This window comes from Intrasporangium sp., from assembly GCF_035280925.1.
In the GTDB taxonomy this organism is placed as follows: domain Bacteria; phylum Actinomycetota; class Actinomycetes; order Actinomycetales; family Dermatophilaceae; genus Intrasporangium.
The window spans coordinates 1-26,594 of sequence record NZ_DATEEY010000080.1; the positions used below are offsets into that span (position 1 = coordinate 1).

The following is a 26,594-nucleotide window of genomic DNA, read 5'->3' on the forward strand; positions in this document are numbered from 1 at the left end:
GTCGTCACACTCGGGACGGGCACCCTGCTCATCGGGCTGGCTCAGATGGTGTCCGGGTCCAACATCGTGTCCGTCAACAGCCCGGCCCTGAGCAAGATCGCCACGCAGGAGGTGCTCGGCATGCCGGTCTCGTTCTACTACGGGATCCTGCTGGCCGTCGCCATCGCGTACATCCTTGGCTGGACGCCCCTCGGGCGCAGCATGATCTTCGTCGGAGCCAACCCGGAGGTCGCCCGCCTCGCCGGCATCCGCGTCCAGCGGATCCGGGCGGGCGCCTATCTCGCCGGGTCCCTCCTCGCGGGCCTGGCCGGAGTCATCATGGTCGCCACCGTCGGGGGCTTCGACTCCTCGACCTCCGCGACGTACTTGCTCCCCGCGCTCGCCGCCGTGTTCCTCGGAACCGCCGTGGTCCAGCCCGGCATGTTCAACCCGATCGGCACGATCATCGCCATCTACTTCCTGACGACCGGCATCTTCGGGCTGCAGCTGCTGGGCTTCTCCGGCTGGATCCAGAACGTCTTCTACGGGGCCGGTCTCGTCGTCGCCGTGACGCTCGCGAAGGTCGTCCGCGACCGGTCCAAGACCGACTGAGCACTCAACCACCAACCACGCACGAGAGGGGGCGACCTCACCATGCACGAGGCGACCCGATACGTCCTCGACCACGCCGACGAGCTGGGCGCCGAGGCGGCTCCCAGCGACGAGCTCGGCCGGATCACCGACCGCACCGTCGAGATCCTGCGTGCCTCGGGCGGCATGAAGCTGCTCCAGGCCAAGGACTCCGGCGGCCACGAGGCGCACCCCAACGACTTCATGGACTGGGTCATGGCCGTGGGCATGAACCACCCCTCCGCTGGGTGGATCGCCGGCGTCGTCGGGATCCACCCCTGGGAGATCGCGATCGCCGATCCACGCCTGCAGAAAGAGGTGTACGGCACCGATCCCGAGACGTGGATCGCCTCGCCCTACGCTCCGTTCGGTCGGGCCAAGCCGGTCGACGGCGGCGGTTACCTCTTCACCGGTCAGTGGCCGTACTCGACCGGGACGGACCACTCCGAGTGGGTCATCCTCGGCGGGATGGTGACGGACGCCGACGGCAAGCCCGTCATGCCGCCAGACGTGCGGCACTTCATCCTGCCCCGGGCGGACTACGAGATCGTCGGGGACAGCTGGAACGTCATGGGCCTGGCCGGCACCGGGTCCAAGGACGTGCGGATGACCGATGCCTTCGTCCCGGACTACCGGGTGCTCGACGGCATCCTCGTGCGCGACAACACCTACAGCGACCGGTGGCGTCCGGGGGCCCCGCTCTACGCGATGCGCTTCGGCGTGATGTTCCCGTTCGCCATCTCCGCCGGGACGTTCGGGATCGCGCGTGGCGCGGTCCGGGCAGCCAGGGACCACATCGAGGCCCGGGTCTCCTCACAGGGGAGCGTCTCTAAGGCGGACCCGTTCGTCCTCGCCGCACTGGCGCGCGCGGAGGCCGACGTGGAGGCGAGCATCACCCACGTCCAGTCGATCATCGCCCGCTTCTATGACACGGTCTCGGCCGGCGGTGACATCACGGTCAAGGACCGGCTGCGGTTCCGGGTCGACCAGGTGCGGGCCACGGACCGCGCCATCGAGGCGGTCAACGAGCTCTACCGCCTCATGGGATCCTCGTCCATCCAGAAGGGGTCGCCGCTCGAGCGGTACTGGCGGGACCTTCAAGTCGCCTCGACCCACGTCTGCAACAGCCGCGAGCCCGCCTACGTGGCCTGGGGGCAGGAGGCGTTCGGCGGCGAGATCCCGCCGACCGCCCAGTACTGATCAGCACCCGTCAGCCAGCGGCCCATCCTCTCGAGTGTGCGCTCCGCGCCGGACGCGAAGTGCACACTCGACGCGGACCCAGCCCAGCGGCATACGGCCTGGGGAGAAGTGACGGGACCACGCCGTTGTCCCCGACCGGGGGCCCGCACGCGACGGACGGCTCGTCCCGTCACTCGTCCCACCCGACCAGTCGAGTGGGCACTCCGCGCCGGACGCCAAGTGCACACTCGACGCAGACCCAGCACAGCGGCGCCCGGGCGCCAAGTGCACACTCGACGCGGACTCAGCCCAGCGGCTCTCGATGGCTCTGAATCCTGCGCTCCATGGAGCGTCCGGAACACAATCTGGGACGACCCCCTTGTGTGATTGCGCTCTGGCACGTACATTCTATGTAGCGATTACTACAGACAGCGGTTGAACCAACGAGGATCGATCGCCCGCTCAGGAGAGGCAGCAATGGCGCTGACGTTCGAGGAGACCAGCCGTACCGTCGACACGGGCACGTGGACGATCCACTACAACGAGGCGGGTGACCCCGCATCCCCGGCAGTCGTCCTGCTGCACGGGTCTGGCCCGGGCGCGGCCGGCTGGAGCAACTTCAAGACCAACATCGAGACCTTGGCGCAGCACTTCCGGGTCATCGCGCCGGACATGCCCGGTTGGGGCCGGTCGGACGCCGTCACACGGGGCGAGATGGACCACGCCAAGGCGGCCGTCCAGCTCCTGGACGCGCTCGGGATCGAGAAGGCTGCCTTCGTCGGCAACTCGATGGGCGGTATCACGACGTTGCGTCTGGCCACCGAGTACCCCGAACGGGTCAGCCACGTCATCACCATGGGGCCGGGGTCCGGCCCGCAGCCCAAGCTCTTCAGCCCGGCCGGAGGTCTTTCCGAAGGAATGAAGACGCTTGTGGCCGCCTACCGCGAGCCGTCGGTCGAGTCGATGACGCGACTGACCGAGGTGATGACCTACGACAGCACTCGCTTCGCCACACCGGAGCTCGCTGCCGAGCGGGCCGAGAACGCCAAGGCGCACCCGCAGCACCTCGCGAACTACCTCGACGGCTTCGCCAAGGGTGGACCGATCGCCAAGTGGTTCCGGCTCGAGGACCTGCCCAACGTGGAGATCCCCACGCTGCTCATCCACGGTCGTGACGACCGCGTCGTCCACTTCGAGAGCACGCTGCTGCTCCTCGCCCACATTCCCAACTCACGCGCCGTGTTGCTCAACCGCTGTGGTCACTGGGCCCAGGTCGAGCATGCCGACGAGTTCAACCGGCTCGTCATCGACTTCGTCTCGAACAACTGACACCCACCAAAAGACCTCGGCGGGAAAGGACCCACCATGACCGACGTGCTCGGAAACCTCAGGGACAACGTCTCCGTCCTCAAGGACGAGGCGAAGCCCAGCGACGACCTCGGGAAGCTCACGGAGCGCACCGTCCAGGTCATGCGGGACAGCGGAGTGATCCGTATGTACCAGCCGACGGAGTGGAGCGGCTTCGAGGCCCACCCCGTCGAGTTCATGGAGGCCGCCATGACCGTGGGGGCCGCCTCCCCGTCGGCGGGCTGGGTCACCGGCGTCGTCGGCGTGCACCCTTGGGAGATCGCCATGATGGACCCGCGGCTCCAGGAGGAGATCTGGGGCGAGGACCCGGACACCTGGACGGCGTCTCCGTACGCGCCGTTCGGTCGCGCGAAGCGGGTCGATGGAGGCTTCCTGTTCACCGGACAGTGGCCGTACTCGACCGGGACGGACCACTCCGACTGGGTCATCCTCGGCGGCATGGTCGTCGGCGACGACGGTCAGCCGACGATGCCGCCGGACGTCCGTCACTTCGTCATCCCGCGCAAGGACTACGAGATCGTCGAGGACTCATGGAACGTCCTCGGGCTCAAGGGAACCGGGTCAAAGGACGTCCGCATGACGGATGTGTTCGTGCCCGAGTACCGGGTCGTCGAGGCGATGCGGATGAGCAATGGCGGGTATGAGGACCGCCAGCCCGGCAAGGCGCTCTACCAGCTGAAGTTCCCGGTCGTGTTCTCGGCAGCGATCAACTCCGGCACCTTGGGCATCGCGCAGGGCGCCCTCGACACCTACCGCTCCTACATGGAGCAGCGGGTGTCGGCAGATGGTCGAGTGGCCAAGAACGACCCGATCCAGCTCAACGTCTACGCCGAGGCGGCCGCCGATGTGGCGGCCTCGCGGACGGTGCTGCTCAACGACATGAAGGAGCTCTACGACCACGTCGCCAAGGGTGGCGACGTGTCGTGGACGCAGCGGCTGACGAACCGCCGCAACGGCGTTCGCGCCGTGCACCGGGCGGTCGACGCGGTCGACCGGCTCTACAAGCTGAGCGGTGCCCAGGGCATCCACGAGCGGTACCCGAACGAGCGGTACTGGCGTGACATGCAGTCCGGCCTGAGCCACATCTGCAACGTCTCCGAGGCGATCGCCGTCGAGTGGGCCATCAACGACCTCGGTGGCGAGGCGTCCATTCCCCCCGTCTTCGCCTGAGTCCCCAGACCAACGACTCCACCATCAACGACAAGGAAGTTCAGCGATGATCACGTCACTTGCCTACCTCGGCATCACCTCCCCGAACAAGGACGAGTGGCCCGAGATGGCCACGAAGTTCTGGGGCGCCATGGTGACCGACCCCGGCCCGGACGGCTCGGTCCGGCTCAAGTTCGACGACGCCCAGTGGCGGCTCCAGGTCCATCCCGGGGAGCAGGACGAGACCGCCTACATCGGCTGGGGCGTCGACTACGAGGAGGACCTCGACCAGGTTGAGAAGGCGCTCGCGGACCTCGGGGTGAGCAGCGAGCGCGGCGACGCCGAGCTCGCGGAGGCGCGGGCCGTGAACCGGATCCTCGTCTTCACCGACCCCTGGGGCTTCCGCCACGAGGTGACGTGGGGCCAGAGCCACGTCCGATCCTCCTTCGTGCCGGGACGTGCCATCTCCGGTTTCGTCACCGGTCAGCAGGGACTGGGCCATGTGCTCCTGCTCATGCCGGACATCGAGGCGGGCCATGAGTTCTTCACCAAGCTCGGCTTCCGCCTCTCGGACAAGATCATCGTCCCGGGCCGGCTCAACGCTCGCTTCTACCACTGCAACGCGCGCCACCACACCTTGGCTCTCGGGCAGTGCCCGCCCGGAGTGGCGGGTCTGAACCATCTGATGATCCAGGTGAACTCGATCGATGACGTCGGGACCGGCTACGAGATCGCCCAGGAGCTGGGCGTGCCGATCACGCTGACCATCGGCCGGCACTCGAACGACCAGCAGTTCAGCTTCTACCACTCGACGCCCAGCTCGTTCCACGTGGAGTATGGCTACGGCGGCCTCGAGGTCGACGAGGAGACGTGGATCCCGCGGGTCTACGACCGGACGGCAGTCTGGGGTCATCAGCCGCACCCGGACGGACAGGGCCGCCCGCCCGGAATCATGCACCCGCTCGCGGACCCGACACTGCCCCCCGCCGAGGAGGCCTGAGCACATCGTGTCCGGTGTCCCGGCGCCCTTTGAGGCGGCCGAGGCGCTGGTGGGGGTCGGCCCGGGGCCGACCCCCACCGAGCGTCGCGAGCGCCTGCGATCCCTGCTCTCCGACGGCACCTTGGTCCTGCCGGGTGCCACGGACGCCCTCGGCCTGCGGCTCATCGAGAGCGCCGGATTCGACGCGGCCTACGCCACGGGCGCGGGACTGGCCAATGCCCAGTACGGCGTCCCCGACATCGGCCTGATCTCGCTCGGGGAGGTGTCCGACCACGTCGACCGGATGGCGTCGGCGACGACACTGCCACTCGTCGTCGATGCCGACACGGGCTTCGGCGGCCCCGTCATGGCGATGCGGACAGCGCGTCGTCTGGAGCGGTCGGGCGCCGCCGCCCTCCAGCTCGAGGACCAGGAGATGCCCAAGCGCTGCGGTCACTTCGACGAGCACGCGCTGATCCCCTGTGAGCACATGCAGGCGAAGCTCGTCGCGGTGCGGCAGGCACTGGAGGACCCGGCAACCGTCGTCATCGCGAGGACCGACGCTCGCAGCGTCCACGACATCGACGAGGCGATCCGTCGGGGCCACGCCTACGTCGAGGCCGGGGCGGATGTCATCTTCGTCGAGGCGCCACGCACGGTGGAGGAGCTCGAACGAGTCGGGCGGGAGCTGAGTGGCGTTCCGCTGGTGGTCAACGTCGTCGAGGGCGGCAAGACTCCCCAGCTCGGTCTCGAGGAGTACCGCGACCTCGGCTTCGGCGTCGTCCTCTTCGCCAACTTCCTCATGCGGGCCGTGATCCGAGCCGGGGCGGAGGCGCTGGGCCATCTCCGGGCCACCGGTGAGACGGCCTCCTACTCCGACCGCATCGCGACGTGGCACGAGCGTCAGTCACTGTTCAACCTGCCGGAGTTCTCCGCCGCCGAGGCCCATTTCGACGTCCCCGGAGAGCGGTCATGACGGAGGAGCCCGGCATCCCACCGGCTGGACTGCCGGTGGACGCCGACCTGCCGGATCGGGTCGGCGTCGTCGTTCTCGGTGGTGGACTCGCGGGCGCCGCCGCACTGCTCGCCGCCGCGGAAGCCGGCCAGTACGCGGTCCTCCTCGAGAAGACGGAGGCGTTCGGCGGGTCCACGGTGCGCTCTGCCGGGCTGTCGGCGTTCGTGGGCACCGATGAGCAGCACGAACAGGGCATCGCCGACTCCGTCGAGCTGCTGCGCAAGGACCTCATTGAGACGGGCGGCCACGTCAATGACGAGGCCCTGGTCGACCTCTACTGCGAGCGACAGCTGGACACCTATCGCTGGCTCAAGGGCCACGGGGTCCGCTACGGGCACATCCACGCGGCCTCGGGACAGTCCGCGCCGCGGTCGCACCCGACCGACACGACGGCGATGCTGCGCGCGCTCTTCGCGGCCGCAGGGCGCCTCGGCGCGCGCCTCGTCGTCGGCGCCGATGTCAGGCGGATCCTCCACGACGGCGCGCGCGTGACAGGCGTGCTCGTCGACCATGACGGCGAGACCAGAGAGGTGCTCGCGGATGCCGTGGTCCTCGCGACCGGCGGCTTCTCCCGGGACCGGGCGATGCTCGAGCGGTTCGCTCCTCAGATGGCCCAGGCCCTCCTGGCCGGTGGCGAGGGGAACCACGGCGATGGCCTGCTGATGGCGATGAAGCTCGGGGCCGGCCTGCGGGATCTGCCCTACGTCAAGGGCACCTACGGCATCTTCCACGAGCCGCATCCCGTCGAGGACGGCACCGGCATCCTCGCCGTCTACAAGGGTGCGATCGCGGTCAACCGGCACGGTCGCCGGTTCGTGGACGAGTCCATCCCCTACAAGGCGCTGGGCGACGCCAGCCTGGCGCAGCCGACCGCGCGCACGTGGCAGGTCTTCGACGCCCGGGTCATGGCGGCCTCGAACGACGAGGTCCCGATCTACGACTTCGGTGGCCGGGAGCGAGCCGGCATGCTCGAGAGGGCGGACAGCATCGAGGAGCTCGCCACACGGCTCGGCACGGACCCCGGTGTGCTCGAGGCCACCGTCACCCACTACAACGCCCGCATCGCCGCGGGTGAGCCGGACCCCTTGGGCCGCGTGCATCTCGTGGGCGCAGTCGGCGAGCGTGCGCCGATCGACTCGCCGCCCTTCTACGCCCAGCTCTCCGGGACCGTGGTCCTCGCGACGTACTGCGGCGTCACGGTCGACACGTCGATGCGCGTGCTCGACGTCTACGGCGACCCGATCCCGAGGCTGTACGCCGCGGGTGAGCTCGTAGGCGGGTTCCACGGCGTCGGCTACATGACCGGCACGTCGATCGGCAAGTCCGCCATCTTCGGACGCGTCGCAGGCACCCGGGCCGCAGCGGAGGAGAGTGAGCTCGAGTGGTGACCGGACTCTTCGATCTGACCGGCCGGGTGGCCGTGGTCATCGGGGCCGCCGCCGGCGGCCTCGGCGAGCGAGCCGCCACGGCCCTTGCCGCGCAGGGCGCCACCGTCGCGGTCGCGGACCTCGACTCCCAGGCGGACAAGGTCGCCGAGACCGCCGCCCGGTGTGGCGACCCGGCATCGACCCACGCCGTCGACGTGACGAGCGAGGACTCCGTTCGGGCCCTTGCCGACGGCGTTGTGGCTCGGCACGGCCGAGTCGACGTCGTGGTCAACGCGGCCGGGATCATGCTGCGGCGCGAGGTGGAGCAGACCTCGCTCGAGGAGTTCGAGCGCGTCATGCGCGTCAACGTGTCGGGGTGCTGGCTGGTCGGGCGCGAGTTCGGCCCGCGCCTCGCGGCGTCCGGCTGGGGCCGCATCGTCAACGTCACCACGGTCTACGCCGAACGGGTCGGCCCCATCCCGGAGAGCGCCTACTACGCGTCCAAGGCCGCCGTCGTCAATGTCACCCGGTCGCTCGCGAGCGAGCTCGGCCGCACCGGCGTCACGGTCAACGCATTGGCGCCCGCAGTGTTCTACCCGACCGCCATGACGGCACCGCTGGGCGACGACCCCGAGCGTCTGGAGTGGTTCGCCGACCGGACGATGCTCGGCCGCCTCGGCGACCCGGAGACCGATCTCGCCGGCCCGCTCATCCTGCTCGCCTCACCCGCCTCGTCCTACATGACCGGCCAGGTCGTCTACGTCGACGGCGGCTGGTCCGCCTGGTGAACCCCGCAAACCCGTTGTCTGTCAAGGAGATGAACCCGATGTCCACGAATACCGCGCTGCTCATGCTCGACTACCAGGTGGCCCTGGCCCAGGAGGGCGAGCTGTGCCTGGCCCCGCCGCTGGCGGCCCAGGTCCGGGAGCGCGACGTGCTCTCCACGGCCAAGCGGGTCCTCGAGGCGGCCCGCGCTGCCGGCGTCAAGGTCTTCCACGTCCGGCTCGCGTTCGACCCGACCTACGGCCTGCGCACGAACCGGCTCGCGCGGTTCGACGGCTACCCGGCGAACCAGAAGATGAAGCGGGGCAACCCGGAGGCCGAGTTCGTCGCGGACCTGGCACCGCTCGAGCACGAGCCGGTCATCGACAAGGGCGCGGTCAACGCCTTCATCGGCACCCCGTTGCGAGACGTGCTGGCCGCCGAGGACGTCTCGCACGTGGTCCTCGGGGGCATCGCCACCCACCTGGTCGTGGAGTCCACGGCCCGGCACGCGTCGGACAGCGGCCTGCAGGTGAGCATCGTCGAGGACCTGTGCGCCGCACCGGACCCGGCCGTCCACGAGTACGCCTTCGCCAATACGCTGCCGCTCTTCGGCACCGTCACCACGGCCGATGAGGTCATCGGGAGCTGGTCATGACCACGATCGAGGACGCCACCACCGCCGCGGCCGGCCGGGTCGTCGACGACTACGACGTGGTCGTGGTCGGCGGCGGCATCGCCGGGCTGTCCGCGGCACTGTCGGCCACCGAGAACGGCGCCCGCGTCGCCCTGCTCGACCGAGCGATCGAGCAGGAGACGGGCGGCAACACCCGATACACCGAGGCGTACCTGCGGATGAAGACGCTCGACGAGCCGTCCGATGGCCTGGCCGACACCCTGGTCGATGACTTCATGGGCCATCCGGACCCGGGCATCACCGCGGACTCCGGCCTCGACTGGGGCCGGCGCAACCCGTTGCTGCGCGCCCACCAGGTCGTCGACCTCGACTACGTCGCGGCGTTCGAGGACAACGCCGGGCCGACGCTGCGCTGGCTCGAGGGCCACGGGATCGGCTTCGGGCAGCTGCCGACCCTGTTCCTCACCGTCTCGACGACGCGGATGGCTCCGGTGGGCGGTGGCCTGGCACTGGTCGAGACCCTCGGCGCCAAGGCACGCTCCCTCGGCGTCGACTTCCACTTCCAGACCACGGCCCGCTCGCTCGTCGTGGACGACTCGGGAGCGGTGACCGGCGTCGAGACCGCCGACGCCCAAGGGGCGCGCCGCACCTTCACCGGCACGGTGGTCCTCGCCAGCGGCGGCTACCAGGGCAACGCCGAGCTGATGGCGCGCTACCACGGGCCCCTCGGCATGCTCGCCCGCCCCGTCGCACGCGGCGGCAACTACAACAAGGGCGAGGGCATCGAGATGGCGATGGCCGTCGGAGCCGCCACCGCCGGCAACTTCGCCCTCTTCCACGCCGAGCCCGTGGATCCCCGCTCACCGGACCCCGAGGCGGCGATCATGGCGTTCACCTACGGCATCCTCGTCAACGTCGACGGCGAGCGCTTCGTCGACGAGGCCCGCGGTCCGATCGACGCCTGGTACGAACGGACCACACGGGACATCCAGGCCCAGCCGCGCGGCATCGCGTGGATGATCCTCGACGCCGAGGGCCAGGCGATCCCCAACCTCAAGACGGCGATCCGCACGGAGGAGTCCCCCGTCCGCGCCGACACGATCGCCGAGCTGGCCGCCAGGATCGAGGTCGACCCGGACACGCTCGAGGCCACGGTCACCGCCTACAACGCGGCCTGCCCCGATGGGGAGTGGGACCCGACGCGACCCGACGGGCTCGCGACCGATGGCGTCACGCCACCGAAGTCCAACTGGGCCAAGCCGGTCCGGACCGGCCCGTTCGTCGCCTACCCGGTCATGTGCGCGAACGTGTTCACCTTCGGCGGACTCAAGGTCGACGCGACGTCCCGGGTCATCGACCGCGACGGACGCGCCATCCCCGGCCTCTACGCGGCGGGTGAGATGACCGGCCTCTACTACTCGAACTACACGGGCTCGACCTCGGTGCTGCGCGGCGCCACCTTCGGGCGGATCGCCGGCGCGGACGCCGCCGTCCTGGCCACCAAGGAGCGCGCGTGAGGATCTGGCACCAGAGCTTCACCGTCCTCGACGACGTCCCGCACTACCGGGACGCGCTCCAGCGCCACCTGAACAAGGTGGCCGCCCCGGACACCGAGATCCACCTGCACGGGATGAAGCCCGGCACCTACCCGAGCGACTACCCGGGCACCCACATCAAGTACGCCTACCTGTCCGGGCTGCACAAGGAGCAGTTCGTCCACGCCGCCCTGCGCGCGCAGGACGAGGGGTATGACGCCTTCCTCATCGCAACCATCCCCGACACCGCCTACGAGGAGTGCCGTTCCGTCGTCGACATCCCGGTCCTGGCCTTCGGGCACACCTCGGTGCTCATGGCGGCCACGCTGGGTTCCACGGTCGGCATCGTCAACTTCATCGGCGCCCTCGAGCCGCAGCTGCGACGCAACCTGCGCATCTACGGGCTCGACCAGCTGGTCGGGCCGATCCGGCAGGTGGCTGCCGAGTTCACCGACGTCATGCGCGCCTACGCCAAACCCGAGGGACTGCTCGAGGCATTCCGCGCCGCGGCGCGCGAGACCATCAGCGCCGGTGCGACGGTCATCGTCCCGGGCGAGGGACCGCTCAACGTCTTCCTCGCCGACCACGGGATCACCCGGGTCGATGACGTCCCCGTCGTCGACTCGCTCGGCACACTCCTCCAGGTCGCCGAGCTGCGCGGCCGACAGTACCGCTCCTCCGGCCTCATCCCCTCCCGACGCGGCTTCCACCACGAGCAGCCCCCGCGCGAGCTGCTCGACCGGGCTCGCGACTTCTACGGCATCACCGCCGCGCTAGACCACTGAGACCCCGACCACGCCCAAGGAGCTGAAACAGTGCGAGAGGACATCGAGGTCGACGTCGTCGTCGCCGGAGCCGGTGCCTGCGGTGTCATGGCCGCACTGCGTGCGTCAGAGAACCCCGACGTCGTCGTCGCGGTCCTGGAGAAGAGCATGACCGAGGGGTGCAACGCCGGCGTGTCCAGCGGCAGCCTCGCGGCGGGAGGGACCCGCTTCCAGGCCGCAGCAGGCATCGAGGACTCAGCCCAGCGGCATACGGCAGACATCCTGGCCAACTCAGGGGACGAGCGGCACCGCGACCTCGTCACGGCGCTCTGCACGGTCGCCCCCGACTACGTGCACTGGATCGCCGACGACCTCGGCTACCCGATGCAGGTCGGCGTCGACATGGCCCGCAAGGGCATGTCGGTGCCGCGCCTGCACGCGGACCCCGCCCGCGCCGGCGGCGGTCCGCTCATGACGCACCTGCGCAAGTTCCTCGCTGACCGACCCAACGTCGCGCTGCTCGACGAGGCCCCCGTCACCGGGCTGCGCGTCGAGGACGGCACCGTCGTCGGCGTCACCGCGAGCCAGGGCAGCCACGACCTCGTCGTGCAGGCGGGCGTCACGGTCGTGGCCACCGACGGCTTCGCCGGCAACCGCGCCCTCATGCAGGAGCACTGCGCCGAGCTCGGCGACCCCTTCCACGGCGGGGTGAGCACGGCCACCGGCGACTCCATCGGCTGGCTCAGCCCATTGGGCGCCGAGTTCCGCAACATGAGCGCGTGCCTGCGCCACGGACAGGTCACCCTGCGCGGCACGCGGGTCAACCCGGCCCTCCCCTGGCTCGGCGCCGTCCTGGTCAACCGGCGCGGAGAGCGCTTCGTCGACGAGCAGGCCCACGGCTACTCCGGCCTCGCCGGCGTCATCCAGGCCCAGCCCGACGAGCGTGCCGTGATGATCTGGGACGCCGAGGCGCAGCAGACGGCCCGGCACTCCGAGATGATGCGCGAGTCGGAGCAGGCCGGCGCCCTCCTCGAGGCCCCCGACGTCGCCGGCCTCGCCGAAGCCCTCCGGCTCGACCCCTTGGCGCTCGCGTTGGCGCTCAAGCCGCTGCCCGGCCGACGGGCCCTCGTCGGCCCCTTCCACTACGCGTGGCTGACCCACGGCGTCCTGACCACGCAGGGCGGCGCGGCCATCGACACGACCGGTCGGGTGCTGCGCACCGATGGCACCACCATCCCCGGGCTGCGTGCCGGAGGTGGCGCTGCCGTGGGCCTGGCCGGCACGCACTCAGCCGGGTACAGCTCGGGCAACGGGCTGCTGTCGGCCTTCGGGATGGGGTGGATCGTCGGCGACGAGATCGCTGCCGGTGTCGACCTGCGCGTGCCGACACACCGCTGACCCGCCGCCCACGTGCGGCGCTGGCAGAGCCAGAAGATGGTCGTATGCCGCTGTGCTCGCTCCCATCACGGCCGCGGTACCACCCCTACCGCAGCCGCATTCCGACCTCACATCATGAAGTCGCCGGGCATCGCGTGCAGATAGGCGGCGTACTCGTCACTGCCCTCAGAACGGAGCCGTCGGGACACTGCGGCCGCCGCATCCTGGAGGGTCGCCACCCACTCGCGCACGGTGGGTGCGTCCAGGCCGCGTGGAAGCTGGCTCGCCCTGAGGCACAACGCGACTCGTCCGCTCTCCTCGAGCACCGGGACGACGATCGCCCCGAGGTCGTAGGTCTCCCCGTCCTCGATGTCGAATGACTCGAAGAACGTCGACGACTCCGCGATCACGCTGCGGACGGCGCGCTCACGCGCCGGGGTGAGCTCCCCGGCCGCATACTCCCGCATGGCGTCCTTGAGGTCGGCGTAGCTGGGCTCCGTGTCGTCCCGTTGCCGGGACACGGCGAACCCACCCTCCTTGACGGCTGCGAGACGGCGTCGGTACTTGTCGAGGACCTCAGGATCCTGGCTCGAAGCGCGGGCGAGCCAAGCCTCGATGACCGGCTCGTCACACCACCCAACGTACGCCTCACCGAGCGGTGGCATGAGCGGGACGCGCGAGCCGAGCGGCTCGAGCACCTGCGCGTTGCAACCGTAGGCGCTGACCGCGGTCGTGAGCTCATGGTCGTTCGCGGCCACCAGCACGGTGGCCTCGCACCCGAGCTTGCGCGCGACCTGTTCGACCTGTGGGCGCGCCACGTCGGCAAGCCGGACCGCCTCGATGAGCTCGGCGTCGCCCGTGGCGCTCATGCCCCGGGTGTTGAAGCCGCCGTAGCCGCCCTGGAAGAAGAGCAGCGGCGTGGCAGGGCGGTTCACCGCCATCGCCTGCACCTCGCACAGCACGATGTAGTGGTCGCCCGCCGTGATCACGTCGTGTGGACGGCAGTGGATGTGCGCCACCGCGTTCTCGAGCACGGGCGCCCCGTACGGCGATGGTGCCCACGGGACGTCGTCGAACTTCCCCGGCCGGGGCACCGCCATGAGGCGGCACAGGTCGAGCTGGTCATGGGCCAGGACGTTGATGCAGTATGCCGCTGAGTCCCTCATCAGCCCGTACGTCCCGGACGTCGTCGTGGGCAGGAAGGCCACGAGCGGCGGGTCGAGCGAGACCGCCGTGAAGGTTCCGACGACCATGCCGATCGGTTGGCCGTCGGTGGACATGCCCGTCACGACCGTGACTCCGGTCGGGTAGTGACCCATGACCTCCCGGTACTGTGCCGGGTCCAGGGCCTGGTGTTCGCCAGTCGATGCGTCCGCAGCCACGGTCTCACCTTCGCTCTCTGCTGCTACTGCTCTGTAGCATGCACTACAGTGACGGTAGGCCAAGATGAGCTGATCGGCAAGATTATCGGTCGCAGTACGAGATTCTGACCTGGTCGCTGCAGCAACGGCGGGCCACCCGGCGGCTATGGTTGCGCTACAGAGAGCGGTGTTTGTGAACGACGCGCAGGGGTGGCATGCGGCCCGTCGGAGGGGCGAGTCGGAGGAGCGAGGAAATGGCACGGAAGACGGACCGCCGGCATCGGCAGGGGGACGAGTCGCGACACGCGATTCTCGAGGCGACCCTCGCCATCGCTGCAGAGCGCGGCTATGACGGCACGACCGTCGCCCTCGTCCAGGAGGCGACGGGGCTGCCGGCCAGCTCGATCTACTGGCACTTCGGGAGCAAGGACCAGCTGCTCGCCGCGACGCTGGAGCACTCCTACCGTTCCTGGCGTGCGACCGCGCCGACGTGGGTACCGGCCGCCGAGCCCGACGACTTCTCCGAGCGGATCGAGAAGCGGTTCCAACGCGCCGCCCAGGTCCTGACGACGTCGCCGCAGTTCTGGTCGCTCGGGCTGCTCCTGACGCTCCAGCAGCGGGTCAAGGAGCCGGCGGCGCGGCGCCTCTACGCGGAGGTGCGCACGGACACCGAGGTGGCGGTCCGCGACTGGTGGGCCACGGTGCTCGCGCCAGAGGCGATCGAGGCCGATCCCGAGCTGACCACTCGTCTGGCCCGCTACTACATGATGCTCATGGACGGACTGTTCCTCCAGGTCCGCTCGTCGACGAGCAAGGACATCAAGCGACTCGTCTCCCTCATGTCCCGGGGGCTGGGCCGGCACCTCGAGTCGATGGGAGTCGCGTCATGACGACCCAGCAGACGGAATCCACACGGACGAGCCGCAAGGCCACGGCGGGGGTGCCTGAGCGGTCTCGGGACCGCATCATGGCCGCGGCGTCGGAGCTGGCGAAGGAGCGTGGGATCGCCGGTGCCACGATCGCCCGGGTCTGTCAACGGTCGGGGCTGCCGGTGAGCTCGGTGTACTGGTACTTCGAGGACAAGGACCACCTCTTCGCCGAGGTCATCCGCTCCAGCTTCGCCACGTGGCTCGTGTCCGTGCCGCGATGGGACGTCAGTGCCGACACGACCATCGCCGAGGGCCTGCGTCGAATCCTCGGCCAAGCGACGACCACCTTTGCAGAGATGCCTGCGTTCCTGCGCATCGGCATGCAGGTGGTGCTGGAGACGGGTGAGCAGAACGCCAAGACGCGCGAGGCGTACATCGACGTCCGGGACCAGTCCCGCCTGATGATCTCCGCGTGGCTCACGGCGTTCCTGCCGGACGACGTCGGTGCCGACCTGGCCGAGGACCTCGCCAGCCTCGTCGTGGCCCTGTCCGACGGCATGATCGTCGGCTCGCAGGTCTATCCCGACTGGGAGCCAGACCAGTACGTCGACCTCCTCGCCGGCACGCTTGGAGCCATCGCCGACTCGGCGCGCTGACACCGGCTGGCTCCCGGTCGAGTGTGCACGTGATGCCGCGGCTGAGTCCCAGTCGAGTGTGCACGTGATGCCGGCGCGAACTGCACATTCGACGGCGAGCACCGCGATGGTCGAACCCTCACGTCCAACCGCTCGCATCCTGCTCCGCCAGGCGGAGCAGGATGCGAGTCCTTCCCGCGTCAGGGGCCGCGCACACCGGCGGTGCCCGCCTGGCGGCTGGCCTCGAGCTCAGCGATGAGGGTCTGCCCGTCGTACGGCCCGACGTGGCGGCGGTCGCCGACGAAGAACGTTGGCGTTCCCCGCGCGCCGCTGGCCTCCGCGCTCTTGACGTCCTCGCGGATCCGCTCGGCGTACACGTCCTCGTCGAGGTCGCGCAGGAAGCGTTCGACGTCGAGCCCGAGGTCGCCCGCATAGCCCGCGAGGTCCTCCGTCTCGAGCTCGTCCTGGTGCTCGAAGAGCAGGTCGTGCATCTCCCAGAACTGCCCTTGCGCCCCCGCCGCCTCTGCTGCTGCTGCGGCCAGCTCGGCGTGGGGATGCACATCGGGCAGGGGCAGGTGACGCACGACGTAACGCAGCTCATCGCCGAAGTGGGCACGAACCTCGGCGACGACTCCGGTTGCGCGTCCACAGAAGGGGCACTCGAAGTCTGAGTACTCGAGAAGCGTGAGCGGCGCGGTCGTCGAGCCGCGGATGTGGTCGCGGGCGGGATCCACCGTCCGGTCGAGGACCATGGGCAGACCCGCCGATGTCTCCCCGTGGAAGACGGCAGCCAGCTTGAAGACCAGCCATCCCAGCAGCGTGGCGAGGACGAGCGACAGGAGCACCCCGACGGTCGCCTCATCCTGCGCCTCCGGACCGAAGGCCAGGCCGAGGATGAGCAGGGACACCGTGAAGCCGATCCCGGACAGCGCTGCGCCGCCGAGGATCTGGCCCGGCCCGACGCCCTGCGGGAGTGCGCCCACGCCGAGCCGGGCACCGAACAGTGCCACTGCCCCGATTCCCACGAACTTGCCGACGACGAGACCGAGGACGATGCCCCACGTCACCGGTGAGCGCAGCGCCTCCCCGAGAACGCCACCGCGCAGGTCCACTCCGGCGTTCGCGAGCGCGAAGACCGGCACGATGACGTAGCTGGTCCAGGGATGCAGCACGAGCTGCATCCGCTCGTTGACCGGCACCGCCCGCACGAGCGCCGCCTGGGCCGACCGCCCCACATCGGCAAGCGGTGACTGCCGGAACGCGTGGAACCGACGGGCCGCGTGCTCGACGGCCTGCCGGTGTGGTGTGTAGGAGGGCACGAGGAGGCCGGCCACCATGCCGGCGACGGAGGCGTGCAGCCCCGAGTCGACGGTCGCGAGCCAGAGCACGAGGATGGTGAGGGCATAGGGCCAGATTCGCCACACCTTCGATCGCCCCAGCCCGACGAGCACGGCCACGGCCCCGAGCGCGACAGCGAGGGCGGCACCGTTGAGGCTGTCCGAGTACACGAGGCCGATGACGGATACCGCGACGATGTCATCGACCACGGTCAACGTCAGCAGGAACACGCGCAGCTGGGTTGACGTCGTCGGCCCGACGAGCGCGAGCGTGCCGAGGAGGAAGGCGGTGTCCGTGCCGATGACGATGCCCCAGCCGTTGGCCGCCTCCCCCGACGGGTTGACGAGCAGGTAGAGGAGCGCAGGCACCACCATGCCGCCAACGCCCGCGAGGAGCGGCAGCCGCAGCTTGCGCCGGTCGGTCAGCTCGCCGACAGACAGGTCACGGCGCACCTCGAGGCCGATGACGAGGAAGAACACCGCCATGAGGCCGTCGTTGATCCAGTGACCGAGGTCCATCCGGAGCGTCCAGTCGGCGAGCTGCACGGCGAACTCGGTCGCCCAGAGCCGCGAGTAGGCCTCCGACCAAGGCGAGTTCGCCCACACCAGGGCGACCGATGTGGCGATGACGAGCAGGGCGGCGCCACCCGACTCCGTGGCGAGATAACGCCGGAGCGGCGCGGACAGCTGGCCGGCAAGCTGGTACCGGCGCGTCGCTGCGGTCGTCGTGCTCACGCACTGATCCTGCCCTGCCGGACGCCCAACGGCGCCCAAAGCGATCCAGCAGGCCGTATGCCGCTGTGCTCGCCGGGTGCCCAAGAAGCCTTCCGTGGTCATGTCGAAAGTGCGAAGACGGCTTCGTCGTAGCAGGTGTCCGGCACCGACCAGGGGTGCCACCACACCGAGAGGCATGACGATGAGCACCGAGACCCCGAACCAGAACGGCCCCACCGAGGAGGTCACCTTCGACTTTCCCCCGACGCCCGACCCGTCGCCGGAGCTGCGCGCCCTGGACCGCCTCGTCGGCACGTGGGCCGTCACCGGCGGCGCCGAGGGAACCGTCACGTACGAGTGGATGGAGGGGGGCTACTTCCTCCTCCAGCGCGTCCACCTCGATCAGTTCGGCCAACAGATCGAGGGGCTCGAGCTGATCGGCAACCTGCGCCCCTTCGGTGCGGAGCCGAGCGCCGAGGTCCACTCCCGCTTCTACGACACGACGGGCAACACGCTCGACTACGTCTACGAGCTCGACGGCGACACCCTGCGCATCTGGGCCGGTGAGAAGGGATCACCCGCCTGCTACACCGGCACGTTCGGCGAGGGCGACCACGCGGTAGCCGGCTCGTGGGTGTACCCAGGGGGAGGGGGCTACGAATCCACCATGACCCGCGTCGACGACTGACTGACTACACTTCCAGCAGAAGGGGGCCGGCATGAAGTACATGTTGCTGGGCTACACGAACGCGCAGACCTGGGACGAGCAGACGGTCACGGCCGAGGACATCCAACGGATCTGCGACTTCTACGAGCGCTTCGAGCAGGAGCTGCGCTCCTCCGGCGAATGGGTCGGTTCGGAGGGCCTGGCCGACCCATCGCACACGACCACGGTTCAGCAGGTCGACGGGGTACCCATCGCCACCGACGGGCCGTACGCGGAGCTGAAGGAGACGCTCGTGAGCTTCTCGATCGTCGATGTCGTCTCGCACGACCGGGCGGTCGAGATCGCCGCCCGAGTCGTCGAGGTCACCGGTGAGCCGATCGAGGTCCGGCCGATCATGGACGGGCCCAGTCCTGACGGCTGACTCCAGTGCAGATCGACACGCGCACCGAGGACCTGCTGCGACGGGAGGCGCCGCAGGTCCTCGGTGCGCTCGTGCGTCGCTACGGCCACTTCGACCTGGCGGAGGACGCCGTCCAGGAAGCCCTGCTGCGGGCGGCAGACCAGTGGCAGCACGAGGGCCTCCCCGATCGCCCGAGGGCCTGGCTCATCCGGGTGGCCTCCCGAGTGCTGACCGACCTGCTCCGCCGGGAGATGGCTCGACAGAGCCGGGAGGAGCGACTGGCCCGGGCCGTCCCCGTGGATGGTCACACGACGCCCGCCCCCGGAGTGGAGCGCCCGTCCGAGGGCGACGACAGCCTCGTCCTGTTCTTCCTCTGCTGCCATCCCGCCATCTCGCCGCCTTCACAGGTCGCGCTGATGCTTCGGGCCGTCGGCGGCCTCACGACCGAGGAGATCGCACGGGCGTACCTCGTCCCGTCGGCCACGATGGGCCAGCGCATCAGCCGGGCGAAGTCGGCCATCGCGGCGGCGGGGGCTCGCTTCCTCTTGCCAACGCCGTCGGAGCGTGACGAGCGGCTGCCTGCGGTCCTCCATGCCCTCTACCTCGTCTTCAACGAGGGTTACACCGCAACATCGGGCGAGCAGCTGGTCCGAGTCGACCTCAGCTCCGAGGCCATCCGGCTGACCCGGATGCTCCGCACTGCGCTGCCCTCCGAACCCGGCGTCGCCGGACTGCTCGCCCTCATGCTGCTGACGGAGGCGCGGCGCCCGGCCCGGATCGACGACAGGGGTGACGCCGTCCCCCTTCCAGCGCAGGACCGGTCCCTCTGGAATCGGGAGCTGATCGATGAAGGGACAGCCTTGGTGACCGAGGCGATGTCCCTTGGCCCCTTGGGCCCCTACCAGTTGCAGGCCGCGATCGCCGCCCTGCACGACGAGGCCACCACGGACGAGGCGACCGACTGGCCCCAGATCCTCGCGCTCTACACGCTGCTCCAGCGATATGACGACAGTCCGGTCGTCGCGCTGAGCCGCCTCGTCGCCGTCGCGGAGGTCCAGGGCGCGGCGACGGCGCTGCGGGAGCTCGCGACCATCGCGGACGAGCCACGGCTGCGCGGCAACCTCCGGGTCCAGGCAGTCCACGCCCACCTCCTCGAGCGGGCCGGAGACGCCGACGGGGCGCGCCGAGCCTACGAGAGGGCTGCGGCGCTGACAGCGTCGGAGCCAGAGCGGCGCTACCTCACCCGGCAGGGCGCTCGCCTCGGCGGTCGAGAGTGATGGCCGCGACCACGAGTGCGACCAGGACGATGACGAGGATGGGCATCCCCTGCGAGGGGTTGCCGTTGTCGCCGAGGTAGGACCAGTCGGAAAGGGGCTGGGCCAGTGCGGCCAGGGCCCAGCCGGCGAGGAAGGACCGGGCAAGAGCCGGAGGGCGGGCGCTCACTGCAACCGCGCCGACAGCCAGCCAGGTCACCGCCCAGGCCATCGCGATCGCGCCGTACGGCTTGCTGCCCTCTGCATCCCCCAGGTAGACGGCATAGACGACGAGGACTCCGCAGCCGATGACGACGAGCGCGAGGATCGCCAGGCGCTCGCGGCCGGGACGGGTCGGCCACTCCAGTGCGAGAGCACCCGCGCGCATGACGGAGACAAGAGACGCCAGCCCGGCAGCGACGATGAGCACTTGGCCTACGACGTTGAGCACCCAACCGAGCCGCAGCTCCACCGCTCCCACGTCCGCCATGATCCCGAACGCCGTGAGGATCGCGTTCGCCGCCACGACCGAGACGCCCAGGATGAACCCGGCCGCTACCTGGCCCTTCTGGTCCACGACGACGGCGATTCCAGCGACGATCGCCGCGATTCCGACGATGAAGATGCCAACGACAAAGCCGGGCCACCACGGTTGGACCATGTACTCACCCGTCCACGGGGCCGCATAGCTGGCGAGGACGAGCAGACCGCCGAGGGCAGACGTGACGGAGACGAACCCGCGGCTCCGTCCAGAGAGCGGCGCGACGGGACCTGGCGAAGGTGCGGTCGACCGCTCCTCGGCATTCGACTGCTGCGAGGGGTGTGCGATCGGTACCTGCTGCGCCGATGGTGTGATGCGGCGCTCAACGAGCTCACGCTCGACTGCCACCGGTGCCGCCTCGTCGCTTGGGACGTGCGCCGTGACGGGCACGACGAGGGATCCGACGGGGCTGGTGATGGTGACCTGCCCCTCGAACGACTCGCGAACCGGCAACAGCGTCACGGTGACCCGGCCGTCCTCCTCGACGACCGCCTCGAGCGGCGCCTCCGCCTGGACCGTGACGGCACGCGCCAGCGCTGGTCCCTGGACCTCGACCGTCCGGCTCTGCGGCCCCGCACCGACAGCCACCTCGCCGAAGTCGAACGACGAGGGAACCACCGCCATGGTCGCCGAGGCAATCGCGGCCTCGGCATCGTCGGCCACGGACTTCGTGTCGGTGCGCACCACCTCGCGCAGCGCCTCCAGCGCCCCGAGTGCCGCGCCCGGGTCCTCGTGCCGGAGCCGGTCGCGCAGCTCGCTGATGGCTCCACGTCGGAAGGTCGGGTTTGTCTCCGTCAGCGCCGCGGCGATCGCATCGGGGATCGGTTGTGGCCGCAGGCGGCGCCGACGGCTGTGCGCGAGGTAGACATCGCCCGACATCTCGACGTCGCGCCCGGGCGTCTGCTTCGGGTTCTCGGCACGCACCCGGTCGAAGACGTAGTCATACAGCTCGTCCAGCGACACCAGGCCGTCCTCGTCACGGTCGGCTGCCCCGGTTCGCAGGCCCTCGACGACCGCCGACGTGAAGACCGATGGCTTGGCCCGCTCGTCGGCGGCCAGCGCGGTCCCCTCGAAGGCGTACTCGATCGCGCTGGACGCGCTGATGACGGCTCTGCCTCGCCCACCGCCGAGTCGGCCCGCCGGGAAGCTGTCCATGACATTGACCGGGCCCGCGGCGCGGACCGCGACGCCCTGGCCGAAGGCTCCGCCGTAGCAGCAGTCGAGGAAGAGCACGATGCTGCGCGCTCGGGAGGTCTTCATGCACCGCTGGATGAAGTCCGCCGACACGGCAGTCGACGCGAGCCGGTCCGGCCGGGTGTTGCGCGCGGCCACGAAGAGCTCGCCGGTGTCGCTCTTGACGCCGTGCCCGGAGAAGTGGAGCAGCAGGAGGTCGTCAGGTCGGCTGTCGGCGAACACGTCCTCGATCCGGGTCTGCACGTCGTAGGACGGCTCGTTGTGCACGACCGCGACGGTGAAGCCGCCGATCTCAGGGTCACCGAGCACGCCGGCCAACGCCGCCGCATCCGCAGCCGGCGCTCGCAGCTGCGCGAAGCTGGCGTGGTCGTAGGTGTCGTTCGCGACGATGAGCGCTCGACGGGTGCCGGTCATGCCGGCTCCTCGATGCCGTGGCGGCCGAGGAAGGTCCGCAGCAGCTCGCTCCGCTCCGCTGCGTCGGCGTCCTCGAGGACGATGACGTCACCGTCGATCTCGAGGCGGACCGTCCGCGGTGCCACGTGCCCACGGCGCAGCCAGTCACGCAGCGACGCGAGCAGCGCCGTCAGCCCGCCGGATCCGAGGATTGCCACCGAGAGGGCGCTGATCTCGGCGGGACCGAGCCCCCGCGTGCCGTCAGGCGCCGGCGTTGACCCGGTTGGACTTGCCAGGGAGGCCACGTCCAGGTGGTCGACCTGACGCAGCTCCTCTCGGACCTGCCGGTGCAGCACCTCCAGGCGTGCGGGATCGGCATCCCGCTCCCCCAGCGACACCGTCACCTTCGTGTCCATCGGCCCACCTCGAGGTGGTGCAAGACCCCTGCACCGAAAATGCTACTCGCCGATACGAACCCTCCTGTGCCCTTCCAGATACCGCGACCTCGGCCCAGCGGCATGGGACGAGCGTGCGCCGTATGCCGCTGGGCCAGCGTGCCCAAGAAATCCACAGCAACTTCCGGTGGCGCCTGCTCCCCCGCCGGTGCCAGACTGGGCGAAGCCCTCCAGCGTCCGGCCGACCTGCCAGATGGCAGCGTCGCTCGGGAAAGGACGTGATTGCAGGCACACTCTGGTAGAACTTTCCACGAGCCGCTCGCCAGAACGTCCAGTACGTGGTTACACTGGATGCAGCGAAGGGTTGGGCCCGCACGAACCGCGCCCAGCCCTTCTGCATGTGCTGGCTCGCGCTGTCCCCCTGTCTGTGCGAGCCAGCTCAAGCGGAGACGGACCCGGTGCCCAGGCACCGGGTCCGTCTGCTTGTCGGTGTGCTTGTCGGTGTGCTTGTCGGGGTCAGGCCTTCGGCCGCTTCGGCTTGACGGACTCGCTCGGCAGTGTGCCCGCCGACGCGTCAATGGCATCGGAACCGAGCGTTGCGTCGATGGCCGTCACCTGACCGGTGGGCTCGCCGAGCGCTTCGTCGGCGCGGGCGGAGGCGGAGGCCATCTCGCCCTCCGTCACGCCGTCCTTGCGGTCGGCCATCACGGTCTGGCCCTTGGCCGCCAGGTCGGTCGCCTTCTCCTTCGCCTTGGTGGCGGCGTCGGTCACTGCTTCCTTCGCGTGCCCAACCTTCTCGGCCGCCTTGTCCCTCAGCGAGCCGCTCGTGTCCAAGCCGGTCGTTCCAGCCGTGCTCCCCATCGAGCTGTCCACGGGCGTGGCCCACGGGTCATTGTTGGCCTGCTGCTTGCGATACGCCACGACGGCCGCAACGGACGCGGCGCCGAGCCCGATGAAGATGAGCCACTTCTTGCGGCCGCGCTTCACCGGCTTGGCGACGGCCTCGCCGCTCAGGACGTAGTAGGCGTCGCGCAGCCGATCACTGCTCACCCGAGCGAAGTCGCCAGCGGACGCGCGAGCGTGCTGGACCTGCGGCTCGTAGTCGCGCACCAGGTCCTTGGCCTCGTGGGCGCCCTGAGCGACAGCCGCCGACGCGACACCGAGGGCGGCTCCCACCTTGGGCAGGACCGAGTCCACGAGCGTCGACTCGGCCGCCTCGATCCTCGGTCGGGCACGATCGGCGAGGTCGGACGCCACGGGAGCCGCGCGCACCCGCGCTTCCTCGTAAGCCTCCTTGAGGCGTTCCGCTGCGGCGCTGGCCATCGGCGCCGCCTGGTCACGCACCTCGACGACCTGCGCCTTGAGCTTCTCGGTCTGGGTCGGTTTCGTTCGGAACATGCACTCCTCCTAGGTCGTCTTGGTCCTTACCCACACTCCTCGGTTGGGTCACCAGCCTTCCGAGCTCGGGGCGCCGGGCACGTCAGGTGCGTCCGGTTCGAGGGGCAGGTCGTCGATCGGCTCACCTGACTCGTCGTAGGCGCGCTGAGGGCGCCCGCCCGCCAACTCAACTGCTGCCTCAGGGGGAGCGTCGAGGGGCGCCTCCGGATCGAGGTCGGTCGACAGGACCTCTTCGGCGACCTCCTCCTCATCGATGAGCGGATCGTAGCCGCCTGTCGCCTCCGCGCCGGCAGCCGTTCCAGCGGCGGCCCCGCCGGGTGCTGTCGCGCCGCCCCACTGCGTGCCGGATCCGCCGGCCGAGGCGGGCCCGGTGCGCGTCGTCCGGGAACTGCGCTCGGCGATCTTGTCGACGCCCTTGGTCACCTGTTCCTTGGCCTTGGCGATCTTGTCGGCGTACTTGCCGTCGGTCTTCTCGTCGATCTTGGCGCCGGCCTTGTCGAGCGCACCTTCGACCCGTTCGCGGTTCTCGACCGCGAGGTCTCCGGCCTTCTCCTTGGCCTGCCCGGCCACCTTCTTCGCTTCTTCCACCATGTGGGAGGCCTTCTCACTGAGACCCAGCTCGTCCGCCTGGTGCTTGAGCTTGTCGATGAATGACACGGCTGCTGCTCCTTCGGTCTGGGGTTCCTGTCTCGATCCTTCACCCGACGGGCCGCCGGGTCCACCCTCCTCATACCCAGACCTGCGTCGGCCGAGGGGAGGCGGACTCGCGAAGCCAGCCCAGCGGCATACGGCCTCGGAAGCAAGGCGGCCGCCGCGCCGTGCGAGGATTGGGCGCATGAAGGCAACCCTGCACACCAACTTCGGGGACATCGTCGCAGAGCTGTTCCCCCATCACGCGCCCAAGACCGTGGAGAACTTCGTCGGTCTGGCCAAAGGCGAGAAGGAGTACACCGACGACGCGGGTCGCACGAGCCCGACCCCGTTCTACAACGGCCTGACCATCCACCGGGTCATCCCGAGCTTCATGATCCAGGGTGGCTGCCCTCAGGGCACCGGCATGGGTGGGCCGGGCTACACGTTCGACGACGAGATCCACCCGGAGAAGAACTTCAACCAGCCCTACATGCTCGCGATGGCGAATGCGGGCAAGCGGATGGGCAAGGGGACCAACGGGTCCCAGTTCTTCATCACCACGGGGGCGACGTCGTGGCTGCAGGGCAAGCACACGATCTTCGGCGAGGTCGTCGATGGCCCGTCCCGCGAGGTGGTCGACCGGATCGGCAGCGTCTCCACTGGCGCCAACGACAAGCCTCGCGAGGACGTCGTCATCAACTCGGTCACCATCGAGGACTGAGGCACGTTGTCCGACAGCGGATTCGGTCCCCAGCCCCCGGTTGAGCCGGGGGCTGGGCAACAGCCGGCCGGGCCCTCGGTGTGCCCTCGGCACCCCGACCGCGAGGCCTACGTCAGGTGCCAGCGGTGTGGCCGGCCGGCCTGCCCGGAGTGCCAACGTCCCGCTCCTGTCGGCATCCAGTGCGTCGACTGCGTCCGCGAGGCAGCGCAGGCAGCGCCCCGTGCCCGGACCATCCTCGGTGGCCGGGCCACGGATGGCCGACCGATCGTCACCTACTCGATCATGGGACTGTGCGCCGCCGTCTTCCTCATCCAGTGGGTCTCGATCGAAGCGACCAGGGACTACGCGTTCGTGCCCATTCTGGGCTGGACGGAGCCGTGGCGGTTCGTCACCGCGATGTTCCTGCATGCGCCGCAGTCGCTGCTGCACATCGGGTTCAACATGTACGCGCTCTACATCCTCGGCACCTACCTCGAGCCGCTACTCGGGCGTGCCCGGTTCCTCGCTCTGTACCTGATCAGCGGGATCGGCGGCCAGGTGGCGGTTCTCCTGTTCGCCGGCAACCCGACGATCGAGGGTCTCATCACCGGTGCGGACAGGGCCTGGATCACGCCGGTCGTCGGAGCCTCGGGCGCGATCTTCGGCCTCTTCGGCGCCATGATCGTGCTGAACCGGCATCTGAACCGGTCTGTCGCGGGCATCTACACCGTCCTGGTCATCAACGCCGTCCTCGGGTTCGTCGTGGCCGGCATCTCGTGGCAGGCGCACCTCGGCGGGTTCCTCACCGGCCTCGCCAGTGCAGGGGCCATCGTGCTTTTCCGGCGCCAACGGGTCCGACACCTGACGTGGGTCGCGCTCGGGGCCGTGCTCGCGGTCCTCGTCCTCGTCACCGTGGGCAAGTACCTCACCGTGCCGGTCGACATCAGGGAGCTCAACCTCCCGGTGCGTCGCTGAGGACCAAGGTTGTCCACATCTGTGGGCAACCTTGTGGAGTAGTTACACCCATGTCATTTGTCCCCAGCTGGGGACAACCTGTGGACAGTGGCGGACAGCCGGATCAGCGCCACCGCATGGTCATGATGAATCCGGACATGAGCAGGACGAAGCCAATGGCGAGGTTCCACACGCCGATCGCCTCGATCGGATACTTGTACTCGGTCATGTAGTAGATGACGATCCACAGGAGGCCCAGGATGAGCAAGGTGACGAAGACGGGTGCCCACCACGTGGGGTTGGGCTCTCTGGCCGTGGACTTGGGCGGTGGCGTGTAAGCCGCGGCCTTGCGGTCACGTCCTTTGGACTCGGGCACTGCTGGCTCCTCCGGGTCAGAGCGTGGGTCAGA

General features: G+C 69.5%; 26 protein-coding genes. 19 read left to right on the forward strand and 7 right to left on the reverse strand.

Translation table 11 applies throughout. The features are described from left to right. From VJN29_RS08570 to VJN29_RS08625, 12 genes are all read left to right on the forward strand, one after another. Positions 1-591, forward strand: a 591-nt coding sequence (locus tag VJN29_RS08570) for an ABC transporter permease (protein ID WP_324143208.1), incomplete at its 5' end; no start/stop codon positions are given. A gap of 42 nt (positions 592-633) precedes the next feature. Beyond that, positions 634-1,809, forward strand: a complete 1,176-nt coding sequence (locus tag VJN29_RS08575) for an acyl-CoA dehydrogenase family protein (RefSeq protein ID WP_324143209.1) — start codon at positions 634-636, stop codon at positions 1,807-1,809. 456 nt (positions 1,810-2,265) lie between these two features. After that, positions 2,266-3,117 (forward strand): alpha/beta hydrolase, encoded by an 852-nt coding sequence (locus tag VJN29_RS08580; protein WP_324143210.1) that lies wholly within the window; start codon positions 2,266-2,268, stop codon positions 3,115-3,117. Between the two features lie 36 nt (positions 3,118-3,153). Then, positions 3,154-4,326, forward strand: a complete 1,173-nt coding sequence (locus VJN29_RS08585) for an acyl-CoA dehydrogenase family protein (RefSeq protein WP_324143211.1) — start codon at positions 3,154-3,156, stop codon at positions 4,324-4,326. Between the two features lie 46 nt (positions 4,327-4,372). Next, complete coding sequence (locus VJN29_RS08590) at positions 4,373-5,305, forward strand: VOC family protein (protein WP_324143212.1); 933 nt, start codon at positions 4,373-4,375, stop codon at positions 5,303-5,305. A gap of 7 nt (positions 5,306-5,312) precedes the next feature. After that, a complete protein-coding gene (locus VJN29_RS08595; RefSeq protein WP_324143213.1) occupies positions 5,313-6,260 on the forward strand; it encodes an isocitrate lyase/PEP mutase family protein in 948 nt (315 codons plus the stop codon). Beyond that, positions 6,257-7,687: an FAD-dependent oxidoreductase gene (locus tag VJN29_RS08600; protein ID WP_324143214.1), complete on the forward strand. Its 1,431-nt coding sequence runs from the start codon at positions 6,257-6,259 to the stop codon at positions 7,685-7,687. Before VJN29_RS08595 ends, VJN29_RS08600 begins: the two co-directional genes overlap by 4 nt. Beyond that, the gene (locus VJN29_RS08605) at positions 7,684-8,454 is read left to right on the forward strand and encodes an SDR family NAD(P)-dependent oxidoreductase (RefSeq protein ID WP_324143215.1); all 771 of its coding nucleotides are present in this window, start codon (positions 7,684-7,686) and stop codon (positions 8,452-8,454) included. The genes VJN29_RS08600 and VJN29_RS08605 overlap by 4 nt, the downstream gene beginning before the upstream one ends. Before the next feature lie 38 nt (positions 8,455-8,492). Next, positions 8,493-9,086: an isochorismatase family cysteine hydrolase gene (locus VJN29_RS08610; RefSeq protein ID WP_324143216.1), complete on the forward strand. Its 594-nt coding sequence runs from the start codon at positions 8,493-8,495 to the stop codon at positions 9,084-9,086. Further along, entirely contained in the window at positions 9,083-10,582 is a 1,500-nt protein-coding gene (gene tcuA / locus VJN29_RS08615; protein WP_324143217.1) for an FAD-dependent tricarballylate dehydrogenase TcuA, read from the forward strand. Before VJN29_RS08610 ends, tcuA begins: the two co-directional genes overlap by 4 nt. Further along, on the forward strand, positions 10,579-11,385 hold the full coding sequence (locus tag VJN29_RS08620) for an aspartate/glutamate racemase family protein (RefSeq protein ID WP_324143218.1): 807 nt from the start codon (positions 10,579-10,581) through the stop codon (positions 11,383-11,385). The genes tcuA and VJN29_RS08620 overlap by 4 nt, the downstream gene beginning before the upstream one ends. Before the next feature lie 30 nt (positions 11,386-11,415). Beyond that, positions 11,416-12,762 carry an FAD-dependent oxidoreductase gene (locus tag VJN29_RS08625; RefSeq protein ID WP_324143219.1) on the forward strand — a complete coding sequence of 449 codons (1,347 nt, stop codon included), beginning with the start codon at positions 11,416-11,418 and terminating at the stop codon, positions 12,760-12,762. Positions 12,763-12,869: 107 nt separating this feature from the next. Here VJN29_RS08625 and VJN29_RS08630 read toward each other — a convergent pair whose 3' ends face one another. After that, positions 12,870-14,123 carry a flavin reductase gene (locus VJN29_RS08630; RefSeq protein ID WP_324143220.1) on the reverse strand — a complete coding sequence of 418 codons (1,254 nt, stop codon included), beginning with the start codon at positions 14,121-14,123 and terminating at the stop codon, positions 12,870-12,872. Positions 14,124-14,356: 233 nt separating this feature from the next. Here VJN29_RS08630 and VJN29_RS08635 point away from each other — a divergent pair, with 233 nt between their 5' ends. Together VJN29_RS08635 and VJN29_RS08640 are read left to right on the forward strand one after the other, a co-directional pair. Continuing rightward, entirely contained in the window at positions 14,357-14,992 is a 636-nt protein-coding gene (locus tag VJN29_RS08635) for a TetR/AcrR family transcriptional regulator (protein ID WP_324143221.1), read from the forward strand. Further along, positions 14,989-15,627: a TetR/AcrR family transcriptional regulator gene (locus tag VJN29_RS08640; protein ID WP_324143222.1), complete on the forward strand. Its 639-nt coding sequence runs from the start codon at positions 14,989-14,991 to the stop codon at positions 15,625-15,627. The genes VJN29_RS08635 and VJN29_RS08640 overlap by 4 nt, the downstream gene beginning before the upstream one ends. A gap of 179 nt (positions 15,628-15,806) precedes the next feature. Here VJN29_RS08640 and nhaA read toward each other — a convergent pair whose 3' ends face one another. Next, positions 15,807-17,678, reverse strand: coding sequence for a Na+/H+ antiporter NhaA (gene nhaA / locus VJN29_RS08645; RefSeq protein WP_324143223.1), 1,872 nt, complete (start codon positions 17,676-17,678; stop codon positions 15,807-15,809). Positions 17,679-17,859: 181 nt separating this feature from the next. On the opposite strand from nhaA, the gene VJN29_RS08650 reads away from it, so the two are divergent. Genes VJN29_RS08650 through VJN29_RS08660 form a run of 3 tightly spaced genes read left to right on the forward strand, consistent with a single transcriptional unit; the run spans position 17,860 to position 20,001 of the window. Next, positions 17,860-18,345 carry a hypothetical protein gene (locus VJN29_RS08650; protein WP_324143224.1) on the forward strand — a complete coding sequence of 162 codons (486 nt, stop codon included), beginning with the start codon at positions 17,860-17,862 and terminating at the stop codon, positions 18,343-18,345. Between the two features lie 31 nt (positions 18,346-18,376). Next, on the forward strand, positions 18,377-18,745 hold the full coding sequence (locus tag VJN29_RS08655; RefSeq protein WP_324143225.1) for a YciI family protein: 369 nt from the start codon (positions 18,377-18,379) through the stop codon (positions 18,743-18,745). Between the two features lie 5 nt (positions 18,746-18,750). Further along, the gene (locus tag VJN29_RS08660; protein WP_324143226.1) at positions 18,751-20,001 is read left to right on the forward strand and encodes an RNA polymerase sigma factor; all 1,251 of its coding nucleotides are present in this window, start codon (positions 18,751-18,753) and stop codon (positions 19,999-20,001) included. Here VJN29_RS08660 and VJN29_RS08665 read toward each other — a convergent pair. The 4 genes from VJN29_RS08665 to VJN29_RS08680 form a co-directional block, all read right to left on the reverse strand. Beyond that, positions 19,964-22,126 carry a caspase family protein gene (locus tag VJN29_RS08665; protein ID WP_324143227.1) on the reverse strand — a complete coding sequence of 721 codons (2,163 nt, stop codon included), beginning with the start codon at positions 22,124-22,126 and terminating at the stop codon, positions 19,964-19,966. The two genes, VJN29_RS08660 and VJN29_RS08665, sit on opposite strands and share 38 nt — an antisense overlap. Further along, the gene (locus VJN29_RS08670; protein WP_324143228.1) at positions 22,123-22,521 is read right to left on the reverse strand and encodes an effector-associated constant component EACC1; all 399 of its coding nucleotides are present in this window, start codon (positions 22,519-22,521) and stop codon (positions 22,123-22,125) included. Before VJN29_RS08670 ends, VJN29_RS08665 begins: the two co-directional genes overlap by 4 nt. 495 nt (positions 22,522-23,016) lie before the next feature. Further along, positions 23,017-23,898 carry a hypothetical protein gene (locus tag VJN29_RS08675; RefSeq protein ID WP_324143229.1) on the reverse strand — a complete coding sequence of 294 codons (882 nt, stop codon included), beginning with the start codon at positions 23,896-23,898 and terminating at the stop codon, positions 23,017-23,019. A 48-nt stretch (positions 23,899-23,946) separates the two neighbouring features. Further along, positions 23,947-24,555 carry an antitoxin gene (locus tag VJN29_RS08680; RefSeq protein WP_324143230.1) on the reverse strand — a complete coding sequence of 203 codons (609 nt, stop codon included), beginning with the start codon at positions 24,553-24,555 and terminating at the stop codon, positions 23,947-23,949. A 178-nt stretch (positions 24,556-24,733) separates the two neighbouring features. Here VJN29_RS08680 and VJN29_RS08685 point away from each other — a divergent pair, with 178 nt between their 5' ends. Continuing rightward, complete coding sequence (locus tag VJN29_RS08685; RefSeq protein WP_324143231.1) at positions 24,734-25,252, forward strand: peptidylprolyl isomerase; 519 nt, start codon at positions 24,734-24,736, stop codon at positions 25,250-25,252. Between the two features lie 6 nt (positions 25,253-25,258). Beyond that, positions 25,259-26,206 (forward strand): rhomboid family intramembrane serine protease, encoded by a 948-nt coding sequence (locus VJN29_RS08690; RefSeq protein ID WP_324143232.1) that lies wholly within the window; start codon positions 25,259-25,261, stop codon positions 26,204-26,206. A 103-nt stretch (positions 26,207-26,309) separates the two neighbouring features. Here VJN29_RS08690 and VJN29_RS08695 read toward each other — a convergent pair whose 3' ends face one another. Continuing rightward, positions 26,310-26,561, reverse strand: coding sequence for a cell division protein CrgA (locus VJN29_RS08695; protein WP_324143233.1), 252 nt, complete (start codon positions 26,559-26,561; stop codon positions 26,310-26,312). Positions 26,562-26,594 lie beyond the last annotated feature (33 nt).

Bases quoted from the DNA above. Each gene is read 5' to 3' on its own strand.
- VJN29_RS08575 (WP_324143209.1), top strand. From the start codon at position 634: ATGCACGAGGCGACCCGATACGTCCTCGACCACGCCGACGAGCTGGGC.
- VJN29_RS08580 (WP_324143210.1), top strand. From the start codon at position 2,266: ATGGCGCTGACGTTCGAGGAGACCAGCCGTACCGTCGACACGGGCACG.
- VJN29_RS08585 (WP_324143211.1), top strand. From the start codon at position 3,154: ATGACCGACGTGCTCGGAAACCTCAGGGACAACGTCTCCGTCCTCAAG.
- VJN29_RS08590 (WP_324143212.1), top strand. From the start codon at position 4,373: ATGATCACGTCACTTGCCTACCTCGGCATCACCTCCCCGAACAAGGAC.
- VJN29_RS08600 (WP_324143214.1), top strand. From the start codon at position 6,257: ATGACGGAGGAGCCCGGCATCCCACCGGCTGGACTGCCGGTGGACGCC.
- VJN29_RS08610 (WP_324143216.1), top strand. From the start codon at position 8,493: ATGTCCACGAATACCGCGCTGCTCATGCTCGACTACCAGGTGGCCCTG.
- tcuA (WP_324143217.1), top strand. From the start codon at position 9,083: ATGACCACGATCGAGGACGCCACCACCGCCGCGGCCGGCCGGGTCGTC.
- VJN29_RS08635 (WP_324143221.1), top strand. From the start codon at position 14,357: ATGGCACGGAAGACGGACCGCCGGCATCGGCAGGGGGACGAGTCGCGA.
- VJN29_RS08640 (WP_324143222.1), top strand. From the start codon at position 14,989: ATGACGACCCAGCAGACGGAATCCACACGGACGAGCCGCAAGGCCACG.
- VJN29_RS08650 (WP_324143224.1), top strand. From the start codon at position 17,860: ATGAGCACCGAGACCCCGAACCAGAACGGCCCCACCGAGGAGGTCACC.
- VJN29_RS08655 (WP_324143225.1), top strand. From the start codon at position 18,377: ATGAAGTACATGTTGCTGGGCTACACGAACGCGCAGACCTGGGACGAG.
- VJN29_RS08665 (WP_324143227.1), bottom strand. From the start codon at position 22,126: ATGACCGGCACCCGTCGAGCGCTCATCGTCGCGAACGACACCTACGAC.
- VJN29_RS08670 (WP_324143228.1), bottom strand. From the start codon at position 22,521: ATGGACACGAAGGTGACGGTGTCGCTGGGGGAGCGGGATGCCGATCCC.
- VJN29_RS08675 (WP_324143229.1), bottom strand. From the start codon at position 23,898: ATGTTCCGAACGAAACCGACCCAGACCGAGAAGCTCAAGGCGCAGGTC.
- VJN29_RS08685 (WP_324143231.1), top strand. From the start codon at position 24,734: ATGAAGGCAACCCTGCACACCAACTTCGGGGACATCGTCGCAGAGCTG.